Below are 15,530 nucleotides of genomic sequence, written 5' to 3' on the forward strand. Positions count from 1 at the left end.
GCGTGCCCTCGGCTTCGGCCCGTGGGATGACGGAAGGATTCCGGCATGGCTCGACCCACAGAGCAACCTCGGCCGAAGAACGCCGCGATCCTCGCTCTCGAGGCTCGTCTGTCGTCGAATCCCGTCGGTCGCGTCGTCGAGCGGACCCTGGTGGGACTGGCACAGATCGAGCTGGTGGACCGGGCGATGACACTGGCCGCTCAGCTGTTCACGTCCGTACTGCCGGTGCTCATGGCCGCGTCGATCGTCGCCGACACGACCGTGGTGCGACGCACCGTGCAGGACCGCTACCGCATCGACACCTCGCTCCTTTACCCCGGCGACGCCCTGCCGATGATCCCGCAGACCGCCGCGTTCGGGGTGGTGGGCGTGATCATGGTCGTGATCGGCGGGACGTCGTTCGCGCGCGCTCTCGGCCGCATGTACGGAAAGGTATGGCACACACCGAGCCTCGGGTTGCCCGATGCCTGGCGGTGGTTCGCTGTCCTGTTCGTCGTGGCCGGCTCGATTCCGCTCGTCGCGCTGATCCAGCTGTCGGAGATTCCGATCCTGATCCTGGTCGGCCAGTGGTGCCTGTGGACGTGCGTGTGGGCGGGATGCCCCTACCTGCTGACGGTGGGGTTCGTCTCCGGCCGGGTCCTGTGGATCACCGGGATGATCACAGCGACGTTGCTCACCGGGCTCGATGCAGCGAGCCGCATCGTGATGCCGCGGGTGATCGCAGACTCGTATGCGCACTTCGGCGTACTCGGAATCGTGTTCAGCGGGATCGGCTGGCTGTTCGTCTTCGCGGTGGTGCTCGTGGCCGCACCGGTGATTGCCGAAGCTTCGATGACGGACCGCGTTCCGGCGTACTCTGTGCCCACCGCCACGTCGGATTCTCGGTCGTCCGACCGTCCTCCCGGGGCGAACGACTCGGCAGGAACCGAAAGCGATGGCTCCGACGGGAGGTCGTGAATGCTGCACCTGGTGATTCCCTCGAGCCAGCGTCGTGACCTCGGCGAACTCGAAGACCGCCTGGACCTGTCCGTCGGTGATGCGGGGGCGAAACGTTCGGCATTCTGGGCGATGCTCACACTGTCCGCCGTGATCGCGGTGGCGGGCGTGGTGAGCGACTCGAACGCAACCGTGATCGGCGCGATGATCGTGGCGCCGCTGTCCACGCCGATACTCGGTGTGGGACTGGGCATCACCGTCGGGCGCGGATCCCTGATCGTTCGCAGCCTGCTGTACATCGTCGCCGGCATCGTGCTGGTCGTCCTGCTCGGCGTCGTATTCGCTCAGGTACTGGCGAATCCGGCTTCCGTGCTGAGCAACTCGCAGGTTCTCGGGCGTACGTCCCCCACCCTGATGGATCTGACCGCCGCTCTCGCGACCGGCCTCGTCGGGGCGGTCGCGATTACACGCCGCGACGTCGGCGACGTCCTGCCGGGCGTTGCGATCGCGATCTCCCTCGTTCCGCCACTTGCCGTGGTCGGAGTCTGCCTGGGCTCGGGAGCCGGGGCACTGGCAGCAGGGGCGTTCATCCTGTTCGCCTCCAACGTGATCGCGATGATCATCACCGCGCGTCGTGCTCGTCGCCGCCGGTTACTCCGCGGAGGACAGTCTCCGGACCGGGCGGCGCCGTGCGTACGTGATCCTCACGATCGCGCTGGTCGTCGTCGCGGTGCCGATGGTCGTCAACTCCCTCGCATCGCTGTGGGCACGGCAGGTTTCCAACGTGACGCAGCAGTGGCTCGGCTCGACGCCCGGAGCCGAGGTCACGGATGTGGCGTGGCAGGGCGACACCGTCACCGTGTCCGTACTCGGTCCCGCCGAACTACCCCCGTTGAGCGAGTTGGAAGATGCCGTCGACGGGCTCTTCCCGTGGGATCCCGAACTCCAGGTCGTCCACACCGTCGGGTCCCGCGTCGAGCCGGAGTAGTGGACGGTCCCGGTCAGCGGCGACGAGAAACGAGATGCACCTCGGGAAACCGGTGGTACCCGGTGTCGGGACGGCTGACCGTCCGCCACATCTCGTCGAAACCGGCGGCGGCGAGCGACTCGGCGAGCCGGTCCGGGTGCCACCGCCAGGCCGGTGCGACGGCGTGATCGAACTCGACGACCTCTCCCGCTTCGTCGGTGGATTGTGCCGCAACCGCGACCACTACACCGGGGGAAGTCCTGGATGCCCAGCCGGCGAGCACGTCGGGAATTCCGCTGGGTGGCACGTGGATCAGGCTGAACCGGGCGATGATCGCCGCGATACCGCGGCCGCCGAGATCGGTGGAGGCGAGGTGCGCGTCGTCCCGTTCGAAACGGAGGCCCGGGTACAGATCCCGCGCGATCCGGAGCATCTCCCGGCTGCGACCACCGCACGCTCGAGGGGAGTCGTGTACGTGGCGGGAAAGGTATCGGCGTAGAGGTCGGCAACCGCGTCGTATCCGGGCTGATCCATCACCGGATCGTCCCGGAAGACTCTCGGACGCGAACCCGCGAATACGAAGAAGAGAGGCGCTGCGCCTCTCTCACTTTCAACGTATAGCGCACCCGGGGTCTTGCGGCAAGGCCCCGCTCGTGCCGCACAATCGCTGGCCGTAGCGGAAACCCATGATCGCAGCGGTGAGGGAAGTGAGGCGCACATGTCGATCCGAGGGTATGAGGACGAGCTCCGGTCCGAGCGCAGTTGTGTAGCCGGCCTGTACGCGCGGCTCGATGCCGAGCGGGCGGAGGCGAAGGCGCGGTATGCGGCCGCGTTGCGGGGCAGCGGCGGGACGCTCGTGGATCGCGAGGTCGAGGTGCGCACGCTGGCCCGGGAGGTGCAGCGGCTGAACGTCGCGGAAGGCGGGCTGTGCTTCGGCCGGCTCGACACGCCGACCGGCGAAGTCTCCTACATCGGCCGGATCGGCATGTTCGACCGGACGAACGAATACGAACCACTGCTGCTCGACTGGCGCGCCCCGGCGGCACGCCCGTTCTACGTCGCGACCGGCTCCCACCCGGAAGGCATGCGGCGGCGCCGACAGTTCCACACCCGTGGACGCGAGGTCGTCGAGTTCACCGACGAAGTCCTCGGCCGCCCCGACGGTCGTGACCGCGGCGGCCGGGGTGATGCCGCGCTGCTCGCGGCGGTGAACGCGCCGCGAGAGCAGGGCATGCGCGACATCGTCGCGACCATCCAGGCCGAACAGGACGCGATCATCCGCCTCGACCATCCGGGCGTGCTGGTCATCGAGGGCGGACCCGGCACCGGCAAGACCGCCGTCGCCCTGCATCGCGTCGCATACCTGCTCTACACGCAGCGCGAACGGATGCAGCGTCACGGGGTGCTCGTCGTCGGACCGAACCCGACGCTCCTGGACCACATCGCCCACGTCCTGCCGTCGCTCGGCGAGACGAACGTGGTGTTCGCGACCACCGGCGATCTCGTGCCCGGCCTTCACGTCACCGCCGAGGACACCGCCGAGGCCGCGCGATCGAAGGGTTCGGTGGCCATCCTGAATGTGCTGACCGCCGCGATCGCGGACCGTCAGCGCCTGCCGCAGGACCCGGTGCTCGTCGAACTCACGGACGTCACCGTGCGACTCGACGCCGAGATCGCTCGGTGGGCACGGGACGAGGCCCGCGCGAGCGGTCTTCCGCACAACCAGGCCCGGGCCGTGTTCACCGACGTCGTGACATGGGCGCTGACGGAACGGGCGATCGCTCGTATCGGCCGGGGCTGGCTGTCCCGCGACGACCGCGCGGCGTGGGAGAACCTGCGCGAGGACCTGCGCGGCGAACTCGCCGAGAACGATGTCTTCACCCGGGTTCTCGACGACCTGTGGCCGGTTCTGACACCGGAAACACTGTTGTCGGAGCTGTTCTCGTCACCCGCCCGGCTGCGGGCGGCCGGCGGTGACGACGCGCTCCTGCGCGAGCACGGCGACGCGTGGACCGTGTCCGACGTGCCACTGCTCGACGAACTCGTCGACCTCCTCGGCACGGTCGACACCGTCGACGCGGCCGAGTCCGAGCGAAAGAGGGAAACCGCCTACGCTGCCGGGGTTCTCGACCTCATGACGAACCGTGAGGATCACATGGACGACGAGGACCACCTGTTCGCCACCGACCTGCTCTACGCCGAGGAGCTCGCGGACCGCTTCGTCGAACGCGACACCCGAGACCTCGCCGAACGTGCCGCCGCGGATCGGGATTGGACATACGGGCACGTCGTGGTCGACGAGGCGCAGGAATTGTCCGAAATGGACTGGCGCACCCCCACGGAGATCATGACCGTCGCAGCCGCGTTGCTCGCCGAGTTCTCGCCCGACACAACGCCACCGGAGTCGGTGCGCGCATGTGGAGTCGCCCCGTGGTCCCGGCACGTCGGCGACGACGACATCGCCTCGGCGATCGAAGAATTCGTCCGCGACGAGTCCGGACGCGAGGGCACCAGCGTCGTGATCGGTCCGCCCGATGTACCCGGTGCGGTCGCGGCGGCCGAAACGAAGGGCCTCGAGTTCGACACCGTGCTGGTGGTCGATCCGGACCGGATTCTCGCCGACGGTCCGCGCGGCGCGGCCGAGCTGTACGTCGCGCTCACCCGCGCCACACAGCGGCTCGGCGTCCTCCACCGGACGCCGCTGCCGCCGGCGCTGTCCGGTCTCGTCGATATCTCTTCGTCGTCGGGCTCCGAGCACGACGTCGCAGCGGGTATGCGCCCCTGAGCGGTACTCTCCGATCTCATACCCCGATCGCCCCGAACGGAGAACGGCATCCGGAGGCCGCATGTCCGCAGTTGTCTGGCTCGCAATCGTCGTCCTGGCCGGCGTGATTCTGGACCGCGCCGCCCTGTTCGCCGAGCGTCGCGGCTGGATCTACTGGCGCAAACGCAAGCCGCCGGTGAACGGCGGGGCGGTCATGGGAGCGTTCGGCGAGATTCAGACTCTGTTGTCACCGTCGTACCGCCACGTCGCCGAGGAACAGCAGCGGCAGCGCACCTCGCGGCACAACCAGGGCACCGGTGCCGATCCGCTGGGCGTCGACCTCGACGGCGGAACGGTGCGACTGCACAGCCCGGACGACTGATCCCGAGATGTCGGTGGGTCTCGCTATAGTTCGAACATGATTTCGAACAGCGTCGAAGGGGAGGTCGTCGGGACGCGGCTGGCCGCCCTCGACGCCGCGGTGGACGGCCTGCTCGAGGACGATCTGACCGGCCTGCCGAACGACGACCTGGTCGAGTTCTTCCAGCGCTTCGAAACCGTCCTGCGCAGGGCCACTGCCGTCGGCCATCGGGCGATCGTCGAGGCCGTCGAACGGCGGGTCCCGGAAGACCTCGGGTGCCGCTCGGTCAACGACTTCCTGGTCGGCACGCTGCGGATCTCCGGCGCCGACGCGGCCCGGCGGGTCAAGGGCGCGAAGAAGGTCGGCACCTGGCATTCCCTCGACGGCGAGGACATCGAACCGGAACTGCCGGCCACCGCGGCCGCTGTGAAGACCGGGACCATCGGATCCGACCATGTCGCCGCGGTCGCGAAGGTGATGCGGAAGGTGCCGCACGGGGTCGGATTCGACGAGATCACCGTCGCCGAGCAGATCCTGGCGGACGCGGCCTGCTCGGTCACGCCCGACGATCTCGTGAAACTCGGCGCGCATCTGCTCGCGTACCTGAATCCGGACGGGGACGTGCCGGACGAGAAGGAACGCAAGCGTCGGCGTGGTCTGCGGATCGGCAAGCAGGGCGTCGATCTCATGACCCCGATCTCCGGGCTCATCGATCCCGAGACCCGGGCGCTGCTCGAACCGGTCCTGGCGAAACTCGCCCGCCCCGGCATGAACAATCCGGACGACCCCGAATCACCTTCCGGTGATGTCGAATCCGAGACCCTCGACCGCGACGCGCTCGCCAAGGCCGCGGCCCGCGACACCCGCACCGCGGTGCAGCGCAACCACGACGGACTGAAAGTCGCCCTGTGGCAGATCTTGTCGTCGGGTGTGCTCGGCAGCCACCGCGGGCTGCCGGTGACCGCGATCCTGACCATGACCGTCAAACAGCTCGAAGAGGAGTCCGGCGTCGTCACCACCGCCTCCGGCGGGCTGGTGCCGATCCGCGACGCGCTGCGCATGGCCGAGACCGCGCATCCGGTGCTGGCGATTTTCGATCACCACGGCCGGCCCCTGCATCTCGGCCGCGCGAAACGACTCGCCTCGGCCGATCAGCGGCTGGCGTTGATCGCCGCCTCCGGCGGCTGCACCCGCCCGGGCTGCGATGCTCCGGCAACACTCACCGCGGTCCACCACATCACCGAATGGCAGGACGGCGGACCCACCGACATCACCAACGAGGACCTCGCCTGCGATGCCTGCCACGCACTGGTGCACGACGGGCCCGGCGGCTGGCAAACGCGCGTCGCGTCGGCCAACTCCGAGCACCCGGGTCGCACGGAGTGGATCCCGCCACCGCACATCGACCCCGAGCAGAAGCCTCGGGTCAATCACCGTCATCATCTCGGTGATCTGTTGTCGGCGGCGTTGGCGCACTACCGCGCCCGCCGCGAAGACGAGCTGCGCGAGCACCGGCGTCGGTGGCTGCGGGAGCCGACCGGAGATACGGGTGACGGTGACGGTCCGTAACCCCGGAGCGTCAGTAGCCCGCCGCGGGATCGACGAGTGCGATCAGCTGCTCCCCCGCGATGAACCGGGCGACGTTCTCACGCACCGTCGGCGCGAGCGTCGCGTTCAGCCCGGTGCGGGTGTTCGCGATGTGCGGGGTGATCACGACGTTGTCGAACGTCCACAGCGGATGGTCGTCGGGCAGTGGCTCGGGGTCGGTGACGTCGAGGACGGCACCGGCGATCTTCCCGCCACGCAGCGCATCGACGAGCGCGTCGGAGTCGACGAGGTTGCCGCGCGCGACATTGACGAGCCACGCGGTGTCGGGCATCGCGTCGAGCGCCTCGGCGTTCACGAGCCGGTCGGTGTCCGCGGTCGCCGGTGCCGCGACCACGAAGTGATCGGCCATCGTCCACACCTCGGCGGTGCGGCTCGCCGGAAACGTCACCGATGCTCCCTCCACGGGGCGACCGGAATAGTTCACGGCGACCACGTCGACGCCGAGCGCACGCAGTCGCGGGATCATCGCGCGGCCGATACCGCCGCATCCGACGATCGCGACGGTCGAACCGTGCAGCATCCGCACCTGCGGGTCCAGCACCGGCTTCTGCCACCGCTGCACCGGCCGGGCTGCGGCCGCGATCGAACCGTGGAACTGCCGCAGTCCGACGAGCAGCGCCCCGACGGCATATTCGGCGACGTTGTCGGCGTACACCCCGGACGCGTTGGTCCATATCCGGTCGGGGTCGATGATCCCGGCCCGGAAGAACGGCTCGATGCCCGCGAACGCGAGCTGCACCCAGCGCACCCCCGCCGGGAGCTCGGGGAAACCGTCGACGTCGCCGTGCCACACCAGCGCCTCGGCCTCGTGGAGCGGGACGAGTGTGCCGCCGCCCTCGACGATGGCGGCGGCGAGGTGTTCGTCGTGGTCCGGTCCGAGATGAACGCGCATACGCGCACCCTATCGACCGCCGGGAATACCTGCGCGGTCCGATGCGTTGACCCCGTTCGGATCGGCACGTCACGTATCCCCCGGGCTCAAAACAATTTGCCCTCGTGGAATACCGTTCGGCTGGAGCCGCGTTGCGCCTTTCGCCGAGAGGCGATCGGGCGTGCCGGTCCCCTACTTCACGGTCGTTTCGACCGCGTTCCACCGCCACGACGGCGAATCCGTGCGGCCTACTACAGTCGCGGAGGCACGACGCCCGGCCGGGGTGTCGGCACCTCGACCGAATGGAGCGCGCATGAACCGCTGGGCCACGACCGTGGTCGCCCGGCGATGGTGGGTTCTCGGACTCGCCGTCCTGATCGTGGTGGTGGCCGGAGCGTGGGGCACCGGCGTGTTCGGAAATCTGTCGTCGGCCGGGTTCTACGACCCGAACAGCGAGTCCTACAAGGTCGCGGAGATCGTCGAGGAGAACTTCGGTCCGCAGACCGCCGACATCATCGCGATGTACACGGCCCCCGAGGGCCGGACCGTCGACGACATCGAACCGGACGTCACCGCGGTGCTGGACCGGTTCGCCGCGGAGGTGCCCACTCACGCGATCAACACCTATTGGTCCACGGCGCCCCCGGCGAACCAGCTCCTGCTGTCCAAGGACGGTCGCAGCGTCGCCGCGTCGATCACCCTGTCCCCCGACTCGGGTGTCTCCGTCGCCACGTTCGATTCGTTGCTGCCGAAGCTCGAGGTTCCCGGCGTCGAGTCGCAGTTCGCGGGGAACTCGGTCGTCGCCGTGGCCTTCACGTCGACGCTCGAGCACGACCTGCTGCGCGCCGAAGCGATCGCGATCCCGATCACCCTCGTCCTGCTGGTGATCATCTTCGGTGGCCTCACCGCCGCCGCCGTCCCGGTGTTCGTCGGTGTCCTCGCCGTGCTCAGCGCGCTCGCGACGCTGCGCCTGCTCACGATGGTCACCGATGTGAGCTCGTTCGCCCTGAACGTCACCTCTCTGATCGGTCTCGGCCTGGCCATCGACTACGGACTGTTCATCGTCAGCCGATTCCGCGAGGAACTCGAGGGCGGCGCCGACACGGCGGCGGCGACCCGACGCACCGTCCTCACCGCGGGCCGAACGGTCATGTTCTCCGGGCTGCTGCTGATCTGCGCGTTCGCCGGGATGCTCGTGTTCCCGCAGGCGGTGCTGCGATCCCTCGGTCTCGGCGCGATCGCAGCGGTCCTGAGTGCGGCTGTGCTCGCGCTGACCGCGATCCCCGCGCTGCTCGCCATCCTCGGGCCACGGATCAACTCGCTGACGTGGAGCAAGAACGCCGCTCATCGCGGTGAGGCGCGGGCCCGGCGTTTCTGGGGTTCGGTGGTCGTCGGGGTGATGCGGAGGCCCGCGGTCATCGCCGTCGCGATCGTCGCGGGTCTGCTCGTGCTGGCGTTCCCGGTGCTGCGCGCCTCGTTCGGGGAGGTCGAGTACACGGCTCTTCCGGAGAACGCCCCGGCGCGCGTGGCGACCCAGGCGTTGCTCGACGACTTCCCGTCTACCGGTAACGGCGCCACGCTCCTGGTGCGAGGGAGCGACGGTGGCCCGCCGTCCACGACCGCGGTCGGCGAGGTGTCCCGCGCGGCGGCCCGGGTGGACGGCATCGCCCAGGCGTTGACGGTCGCCTCGAACGGCGACGTGACGGTGGTGCAGGCCCTGTATGCGCAGGGTGTCGACGGCACCGCCCGGGCCGGCGACATCGTCCACGAGTTGCGGGCGGTCGATGCGCCGGCCGGCACCGAACTGCTCGTCGGTGGCGGCCGGGCGATGGTCGACGACGGCAACGCCGCCATCTCGCGGTGGCTGCCGGTGATGCTCGCGATCATGGTGGTCTCGACGCTGGTGCTGTTGTTCCTGGCGTTCGGGTCGGTGGTGCTGCCGCTGAAGGCCGTCGCGATGGCGGCGCTGAGCCTGGCCGCAACGTTCGGTGTTCTGACCTGGGTGTTCCAGCTCGGTCACGGTGCGGCACTGCTCGGGGTGACCGCGAGCCCGCTCGAACCGTCGTTCGTGGTGTTGATCCTGGCGGTGGTGTTCGGTCTGTCCACCGACTACGAGGTGTTCCTCATGTCCCGGATGGTCGAGGCCCGCGCCGCCGGGGCGACCACCGAGGAGGCGGTGAAGTTCGGGACCGAACGCACCGGCCGCGTCGTGACGGCGGCGGCACTGCTGCTGATCGTGGTCACCGGGGCGTTCACCATCTCCGGGCTGTCGATCATGCGGTTCCTCGGTGTCGGCATGATCCTCGCGCTGATCATCGACGCGACGGTGGTGCGGATGCTGCTGGTGCCGTCGCTCGTGAAGCTGATGGGCGACGCCAACTGGTGGGCGCCGGCGTGGATGAAGCGGGTGCACGAGAAGGTCGGCATCGGGCACTGATCCGGCGAAGGGAGCGTTGCCGACGCTTATCATCGGCACGCCCCTTCCCCCTCACCCGGGAGATCTCTTGGACACGCCGCCCTCTCCCCGTTCCCCGCACGGCATCCGGCGGATGGGTGGTCGTGATCCCGGCGAGTCGTTCCGCGTCGCCAGCCCGCTCGAGTTGCTGCTCGACCTGACGTTCGTCATCGCGTTCGGTGTCGCCGGGAATCAGGCTGCCCACCTGATCGCCGAGGGCCATATGGCTTCGGGAATCGCCGCGTTCGGCTTCGCGATGTGGGCGGTGTGCTGGGCGTGGGTGAACTTCGCCTGGTTCGCCTCCGCGTTCGACACGGACGACTGGTTGTATCGCATCGCGACGATGCTGCAGATGCTCGGCGTGCTCATCCTGGCGTTGGGCTTGCCGGCGATGTTCGCGTCGATCGACGAGGGCGACTATCTGGACAACCGGATCGTGGTGTTGGGGTACGTCGTGATGCGCGTCGGACTGGTGGGTCAGTGGCTGCGCGTGGCGAAGCAGAACGAGACGCTGCGCCGCACGGCGCTGACCTATGCGGGGTTCGTGTCGATCGCGCAGCTCGGCTGGATCACGCTGATCTTCGTCGACGTCCCGGTGTGGGAGACGTTCCTGCTGACCGTTCCGCTGATCGTGCTCGAGTTGCTCGGGCCGGTTCTCGGTGAGCGCACCGCACGGACACCGTGGCATCCGCACCACATCGCGGAGCGGTACAGCCTGCTCACGATCATCGCGCTCGGTGAGGTGATCGTCGGAACCGTCGCGTCGCTCGGGGCGGTCGTCGACCTGCAGGGATGGGACGTCACGGCCGCCGTCACAGGTCTGGCCGGGGTGGGGCTGACGTTCGGGCTGTGGTGGGTGTACTTCCAGTACCCGTTCGGCGACGCGCTACACCATCACAGGTCGCGCTCGTTCGGCTGGGGATACGGGCACATCGTGGTGTTCGCGGCGCTGGCCGCGGTCGGCGCGGGACTGCACGTGGCCGGCTATCACCTCGAACACGAGTCGCACGTCTCGACGATGACGGTGCTCGCGACCGTCGCAATTCCCGTCGCGGTGTACCTGGTGGCGCTTGCCGCCCTGTACAGCCGGCTCGTCGGCGTCGACCTCGGAGTCGCCGGGACGACCGTCGCCGCGCTGGTGGTCCTCGGCGCGGCCGTCACGGCGGGTGCACTGGGTGTTCCGGTCCCCGTCTGCCTGCTGATCATGGCAGCGGCGCCGGTGGTGATCGTCGTGGCGGACGAGACCGTGCTGTGGAAGCGGCGTGAGGCGGCACTGGCCCGTCTGCGCGCGTCCTGAGCTGCGGTGATCAACGGCCGGCCAGGATCCGGTAGCCGCGCTCGTGCAGGCGACGGTGTTCCGCCCATCGCCGCGCGGTCCAGGCAGGCTCGGTGTGGGCAGCAGTGATCGCCGCGGCGGTCGAGGCGTGCAGGTCGAATTCGAGGTCGCGGCGCAGTTCGGCAAGCTCGCGGGCGTCGGCTGCGACGATCCGGTCGATCGTTCCGGCGACCTGGTCGTCCGCGTCGACGAGGATCCGGCGGTGCGCCCGCGGCAGCACACCCCACATCACGGCGAATGCGACGACCACACCGATGACGGTTTCGACGAGACGTTCCCGTGAGACCAGGACCAGATCCGCGGGTGTGCCGAGTGCTCCGAGGATCAGCGCGAGCGGGGTGATGAACACCATCGCGAGCCCGTAGTTGCGCACCAGATACGCCTCGATGCCGGCCATCATCGCGGCGCAGACCAGTACGAGCGCGGCCCCGCGCACGTCGAACAGCGACAGTCCCGCGAGCAGCGCCAGCCCGAGCACGGTCCCCACGAATCGGTGCGCCGCACGGTAGCTGCCGAGGATGCGGTCCGGTCCCTGGTGCAGGATCATCGCCGCGGTGATGACCGCCCAGTCCGGCCGCCCCAGTCCCGCCGCGACCGCGACTCCCCCGGCCACGGGGCCTGCGACGAGCAGCCGCAGCACCACCGTCACGGATCGACCGTCCGGATGCGCCGCACGCGCGAGTCGGTAGCGGACCGACGGCCGGTGCAGTGGAACCTGCGGACGGAGGTCGTCCTCGGGGTCGGCTTCGTGGTGATCGACGCCGTGCAGCACGGTCGCGCACCGTGCGTGCGCGCTCTGCAGCGCCCGGACCAGCGGATGCTCCGATCCGACGAGCCCGGCGTCGTGCAGGCACTGCCACGCCGCGTGCAGATCGTGCACCGCAGCGCGACGGTGCGCCGCCGAGTTCTCCTCGCACACGGCCTCGACCGCGGCGACCGCGGCGGCGACCGCGGTCCGCTCGGCGGTGCGCGGCCGGACGATCGCACCCGACATCGCGACCGCCAGCGCGGCGACCGCCCCGATCGCCGTCCATCCCACGATCGTCGCCACGGGTACCCCGGCCACGGGCAGCGACGACGCGATCTCGAGGGTCAACAACATCAGGAACGCTCCGGGCGCACCGAGCCGCAGGGCGTCGACGACGAACGCACACGACGCCACCACCACCGTCATGGTGAGCACCACGAGCATCGGCCACCATGCGGATCCGCCGGCCGCGACGGCGCTGTGCACCACCGACCCGACGGCGGCTCCGAGACCGGCCAGAGCGACGAGCACGCATCCGACGATCCCCACGGCCCGCCACCGCACCCGATACGGACGGGTCTCGCCGTACACGACGGCGAACGCGCCGAGCGTCGCGATCGCGGACACCGGTCCGGCGCCGGCGAGGACACCGGCAAGTCCTGGCACCGCGACGGTCACGGCCGCGCGGGCGACCCCGGGCCACTTGCGTCCCAGCCTCGGTACTCCCACCATCGCCGGCCACGGGGCAGCAGGGGCAGGAATCGGCAGGTCTACTCGTGGCACGACCATTCAGATTAGGAGGATCGCGGTCGCGCTCCCGAATCCGAAGCCTCGGGTGAGGCGCATCTCACCCGCTACAGCGCGGTGATCTTCGACGCGACGGTCGGGCGCACCGGCTTCGGCGCGGCACCGCAGCTCGCCGGTCGCGCCGGCAGTTCGTGCAGCTCGACGTCGACGCGCCAGGCGCGGCCGTCGCGGTGACGCACGATCGGTGAGGGTGCTTCGTCGACGGTGAGGGCATCGATACCGGCAGCGGCGATACCGGCAGCGGCGTCGAGTTCGCGCACCGCGATCTCCGCGACCTGACCGGCCGCGGCCCACGTGCTGCGTCCCCGCAGCCCCGGCAGGTACACCTCGCCGGCGGCCGCGGCACGCACCGCGTCGGCGCTGTGCGCGGCGTCGAGCCGACCGTAGGTGTAGCCGGTGGGCAGCAGGATCATCGACGGTGCGAAGCGGTGCCCACCCGTGTGCGAGCACTCCCACACGGTGTCGCCGAACTGTTGCGCGAGGGCGGCCGCGATCGGGCGGCCCCGCACCGCGCAGCACTGGTCGCGTTTGCCGTGCGCGCACACCAGCACGATCGGGTCGGTCACCGCGGCGCCGAGAAGAGGCGCCGGTCCGGTGACGACCCGGGGCACGATGTCGAGCAGCTCGGCCGGCTCGGTGACCTCGAGGCGTTCGCACCACGTGTTGCCGGGTTCGGTGCGGGCGATCAGCACGGTGCGGGTCGGACGCTCCACGTCGCGGCCGGGACGGCGGATGAACTGGATGCGCACCCCCGCCGCGTCGGCGCGGGCGGACAGCTCGGTGGCGAGCTCGGTTCCGAGGGCGGTGCCGTCGAGCACGTCGCGACCCCACCCGGAGGGAACCTCGAGGCACACATATCCCGCTGCCGTGGCGGCGGTGCCGGGCAGCGGCTCCTCGGGGACGGACAGCGCGGAGCAGATCGGGGCGGCGATGGTCACCCGGCCATTGTCGCCGGTGCGGTCATCCGTGGCAGCGTCGGCCCTCGGCGAGTTGCCGGACGAACTTCTCAGCCCTTCTCACCGCGCAGACGTCGCAACCCGGCGCGGGTCCACACGCGCAGGAATCCTTGGGACAGATAGGCGAAGCAGCCGAACGCCAGCGTCCACTTGGTGACGCTGATCGTCGATACGGCACGAACCGTGGTGTCGTCGATGCGGTCGCGGTGGTCGAGCAGATACAGCCCGGCGATGTTCTCGACGTAGTCGCTCGCCGCCGCGGCCACCGACGCCACGGCGAGGGTACGGCGGGTGCCCGGCGACACCGGATGATGCTCGGCCAGCGACCGCACTCCTGCCCGCAATGCGACCGCAAAGGTCAAAGGATGCAACATGTCCCAGTAGTAGTGCTGCCGGTAGCGCTGCAGGTCCTCGGGCTGGAGATTGTCGAGGATCTTCCGGTACTTGTCCGCCGAGAAGGTGGTCTGGATCGCGCCCACGGTCGGGGCCGTGGATCCGAGGACGCGGGCCATGTTGGCCTGGGACGCCACGAACACCGCGGCCGAGCCGAGGAGCCGACGATCCGATGCGGTGAGAGCCATGCGCACGATGCTAGTGCCCACCACGACCTACCGGGGCTCGTGGTCGGACGTCGGTCAGCCGGCCAGGAAGGACAGCAACGCCGCGTTGACCTCGTCCGCGTGGGTCCACAGCAGACCGTGCGGAGCACCCTCGATCTCGACGTACTCTGCCGTCGGCAGCCGCCGTGAGAATGCGCGTCCGGTGGCATCGATCGGCAGGATGTTGTCCGCGGTGCCGTGCACGATCAGGGCCGGCACGTCGATCTTCGGGATGTCGTCGCGGAAGTCGGTGAACCATGTCAGCGGCGCGGCGGCCGCGGCGTACGACCCGGATCCGGCCGCCACGTTCCAGCTGTTGCGCAGCGCTTCCTCGCTCAGCCGGGTACCGAGGTTCTCGTCGGTGTTGTAGAAGCCGGCGAAGAACTCGGTGAAGTAGGCGTAGCGGTCCTTCTCGACCTTCGCGACGATGCCGTCGAAGAACTCGCGTGGAGCCGCACCGTCCGGGTTGTCGTCGGTTTGCAGCAGATACGGCTCGAGCGACCCGAGGAAAGCGGCCTTGGCCACACGTGCCGAGCCGTACCGGCCGATGTAGCGAGCGACCTCGCCGGTGCCCATCGAGAATCCGACCAGGACGACCTCGTGCAGGTCGAGGGTTTCCAGGACGACGTTCAGGTCGGCGGCGAAAGTGTCGTAGTCGTAGCCGACGGTCGGCTGACTGGACTGCCCGAAGCCCCGGCGGTCGTAGGTGACGACGCGGTAGCCGGCGGCGAGCAGTGCGGCGCTCTGCTTCTCCCAGGAGTGCCCGTCGAGGGGATAGCCGTGGATCAGGACGACCGGCTGCCCGGTGCCGTGGTCCTCGTAGTAGAGGTCGATGTCGGTGGTGTTTTCGGTTCCCACGGTGATGTACGGCATGAGTTCGCCTTTCCAGAACGCGAAGTGAGCAGACCATTCGGCCCACCCCGTCGGAGAATGCTCATTCCTCACGGTGCCCCTTGCGTAGAGAATACTCAGTCTCCACTCCCTCGAACGCCTCTACGCAACCTTTCCGTACAAGAACGACGTGGTGCTCGCCGTCCTCGACCATCGACGACAGATGTGGGAGAGCAGGCGACACACCCGGGCATCCCGGATCTCTTCCGGCGCGGAATATCCTCTCGCACA

The 15,530-nt window shown here is 69.2% G+C and carries 11 protein-coding genes and 2 pseudogenes; 7 read left to right on the forward strand and 6 right to left on the reverse strand.

Translation table 11 applies throughout. The features are described 5' to 3' along the window. Positions 1-45: 45 nt before the first annotated feature. Positions 46-957: a hypothetical protein gene (locus M1M07_RS20875; protein ID WP_197252662.1), complete on the forward strand. Its 912-nt coding sequence runs from the start codon at positions 46-48 to the stop codon at positions 955-957. After that, positions 958-1,924, forward strand: a pseudogene (locus tag M1M07_RS20880) (TIGR00341 family protein). It abuts the gene before it with no gap. Between the two features lie 13 nt (positions 1,925-1,937). On the opposite strand, the pseudogene M1M07_RS20885 reads toward M1M07_RS20880, so the two are convergent. Next, positions 1,938-2,437, reverse strand: a pseudogene (locus tag M1M07_RS20885) (SAM-dependent methyltransferase). Between the two features lie 184 nt (positions 2,438-2,621). Between M1M07_RS20885 and M1M07_RS20890 the strand changes: the two are divergent. The 3 genes from M1M07_RS20890 to M1M07_RS20900 all read left to right on the forward strand — a co-directional run bounded on the left by M1M07_RS20890 (position 2,622) and on the right by M1M07_RS20900 (position 6,597). Continuing rightward, positions 2,622-4,688 (forward strand): DNA/RNA helicase domain-containing protein, encoded by a 2,067-nt coding sequence (locus tag M1M07_RS20890; RefSeq protein WP_248675416.1) that lies wholly within the window; start codon positions 2,622-2,624, stop codon positions 4,686-4,688. 61 nt (positions 4,689-4,749) lie between these two features. After that, a complete protein-coding gene (locus M1M07_RS20895; RefSeq protein WP_197252664.1) occupies positions 4,750-5,049 on the forward strand; it encodes a DUF6191 domain-containing protein in 300 nt (99 codons plus the stop codon). Positions 5,050-5,085: 36 nt separating this feature from the next. Next, positions 5,086-6,597, forward strand: a complete 1,512-nt coding sequence (locus M1M07_RS20900) for an HNH endonuclease signature motif containing protein (RefSeq protein ID WP_248675417.1) — start codon at positions 5,086-5,088, stop codon at positions 6,595-6,597. Between the two features lie 10 nt (positions 6,598-6,607). Here the strand turns inward: M1M07_RS20900 and M1M07_RS20905 are convergent, their stop codons facing one another. Continuing rightward, entirely contained in the window at positions 6,608-7,528 is a 921-nt protein-coding gene (locus M1M07_RS20905; protein WP_248675418.1) for a D-isomer specific 2-hydroxyacid dehydrogenase family protein, read from the reverse strand. Between the two features lie 292 nt (positions 7,529-7,820). Here M1M07_RS20905 and M1M07_RS20910 point away from each other — a divergent pair, with 292 nt between their 5' ends. Both M1M07_RS20910 and M1M07_RS20915 read left to right on the forward strand, forming a co-directional pair. Beyond that, positions 7,821-9,944: an MMPL family transporter gene (locus M1M07_RS20910; RefSeq protein WP_248675419.1), complete on the forward strand. Its 2,124-nt coding sequence runs from the start codon at positions 7,821-7,823 to the stop codon at positions 9,942-9,944. 67 nt (positions 9,945-10,011) lie between these two features. Then, the gene (locus M1M07_RS20915; protein ID WP_248675420.1) at positions 10,012-11,259 is read left to right on the forward strand and encodes a low temperature requirement protein A; all 1,248 of its coding nucleotides are present in this window, start codon (positions 10,012-10,014) and stop codon (positions 11,257-11,259) included. A gap of 10 nt (positions 11,260-11,269) precedes the next feature. On the opposite strand, the gene M1M07_RS20920 is transcribed toward M1M07_RS20915, so the two are convergent. The 4 genes from M1M07_RS20920 to M1M07_RS20935 form a co-directional block, all read right to left on the reverse strand. Next, the gene (locus M1M07_RS20920) at positions 11,270-12,778 is read right to left on the reverse strand and encodes an FUSC family protein (protein WP_248675432.1); all 1,509 of its coding nucleotides are present in this window, start codon (positions 12,776-12,778) and stop codon (positions 11,270-11,272) included. A gap of 122 nt (positions 12,779-12,900) precedes the next feature. Next, the gene (locus tag M1M07_RS20925) at positions 12,901-13,791 is read right to left on the reverse strand and encodes a sucrase ferredoxin (RefSeq protein ID WP_248675421.1); all 891 of its coding nucleotides are present in this window, start codon (positions 13,789-13,791) and stop codon (positions 12,901-12,903) included. Between the two features lie 68 nt (positions 13,792-13,859). After that, positions 13,860-14,390 carry a hypothetical protein gene (locus M1M07_RS20930; RefSeq protein ID WP_197252670.1) on the reverse strand — a complete coding sequence of 177 codons (531 nt, stop codon included), beginning with the start codon at positions 14,388-14,390 and terminating at the stop codon, positions 13,860-13,862. A gap of 54 nt (positions 14,391-14,444) precedes the next feature. Beyond that, positions 14,445-15,281, reverse strand: coding sequence for an alpha/beta fold hydrolase (locus M1M07_RS20935; protein ID WP_197252671.1), 837 nt, complete (start codon positions 15,279-15,281; stop codon positions 14,445-14,447). Positions 15,282-15,530: the final 249 nt, after the last annotated feature.

This window comes from Rhodococcus sp. HM1 (assembly GCF_023218075.1).
In the GTDB taxonomy this organism is placed as follows: Bacteria; Actinomycetota; Actinomycetes; order Mycobacteriales; family Mycobacteriaceae; genus Rhodococcus.

What these genes read in the sequence shown, in the direction of transcription:
- M1M07_RS20890 (WP_248675416.1), top strand. Translation starts at nt 2,622, where the DNA reads ATGTCGATCCGAGGGTATGAGGACGAGCTCCGGTCCGAGCGCAGTTGT.
- M1M07_RS20930 (WP_197252670.1), bottom strand. Translation starts at nt 14,390, where the DNA reads ATGGCTCTCACCGCATCGGATCGTCGGCTCCTCGGCTCGGCCGCGGTG.
- M1M07_RS20905 (WP_248675418.1), bottom strand. Translation starts at nt 7,528, where the DNA reads ATGCGCGTTCATCTCGGACCGGACCACGACGAACACCTCGCCGCCGCC.
- M1M07_RS20895 (WP_197252664.1), top strand. Translation starts at nt 4,750, where the DNA reads ATGTCCGCAGTTGTCTGGCTCGCAATCGTCGTCCTGGCCGGCGTGATT.
- M1M07_RS20935 (WP_197252671.1), bottom strand. Translation starts at nt 15,281, where the DNA reads ATGCCGTACATCACCGTGGGAACCGAAAACACCACCGACATCGACCTC.
- M1M07_RS20875 (WP_197252662.1), top strand. Translation starts at nt 46, where the DNA reads ATGGCTCGACCCACAGAGCAACCTCGGCCGAAGAACGCCGCGATCCTC.
- M1M07_RS20910 (WP_248675419.1), top strand. Translation starts at nt 7,821, where the DNA reads ATGAACCGCTGGGCCACGACCGTGGTCGCCCGGCGATGGTGGGTTCTC.
- M1M07_RS20900 (WP_248675417.1), top strand. Translation starts at nt 5,086, where the DNA reads ATGATTTCGAACAGCGTCGAAGGGGAGGTCGTCGGGACGCGGCTGGCC.
- M1M07_RS20920 (WP_248675432.1), bottom strand. Translation starts at nt 12,778, where the DNA reads ATGGTGGGAGTACCGAGGCTGGGACGCAAGTGGCCCGGGGTCGCCCGC.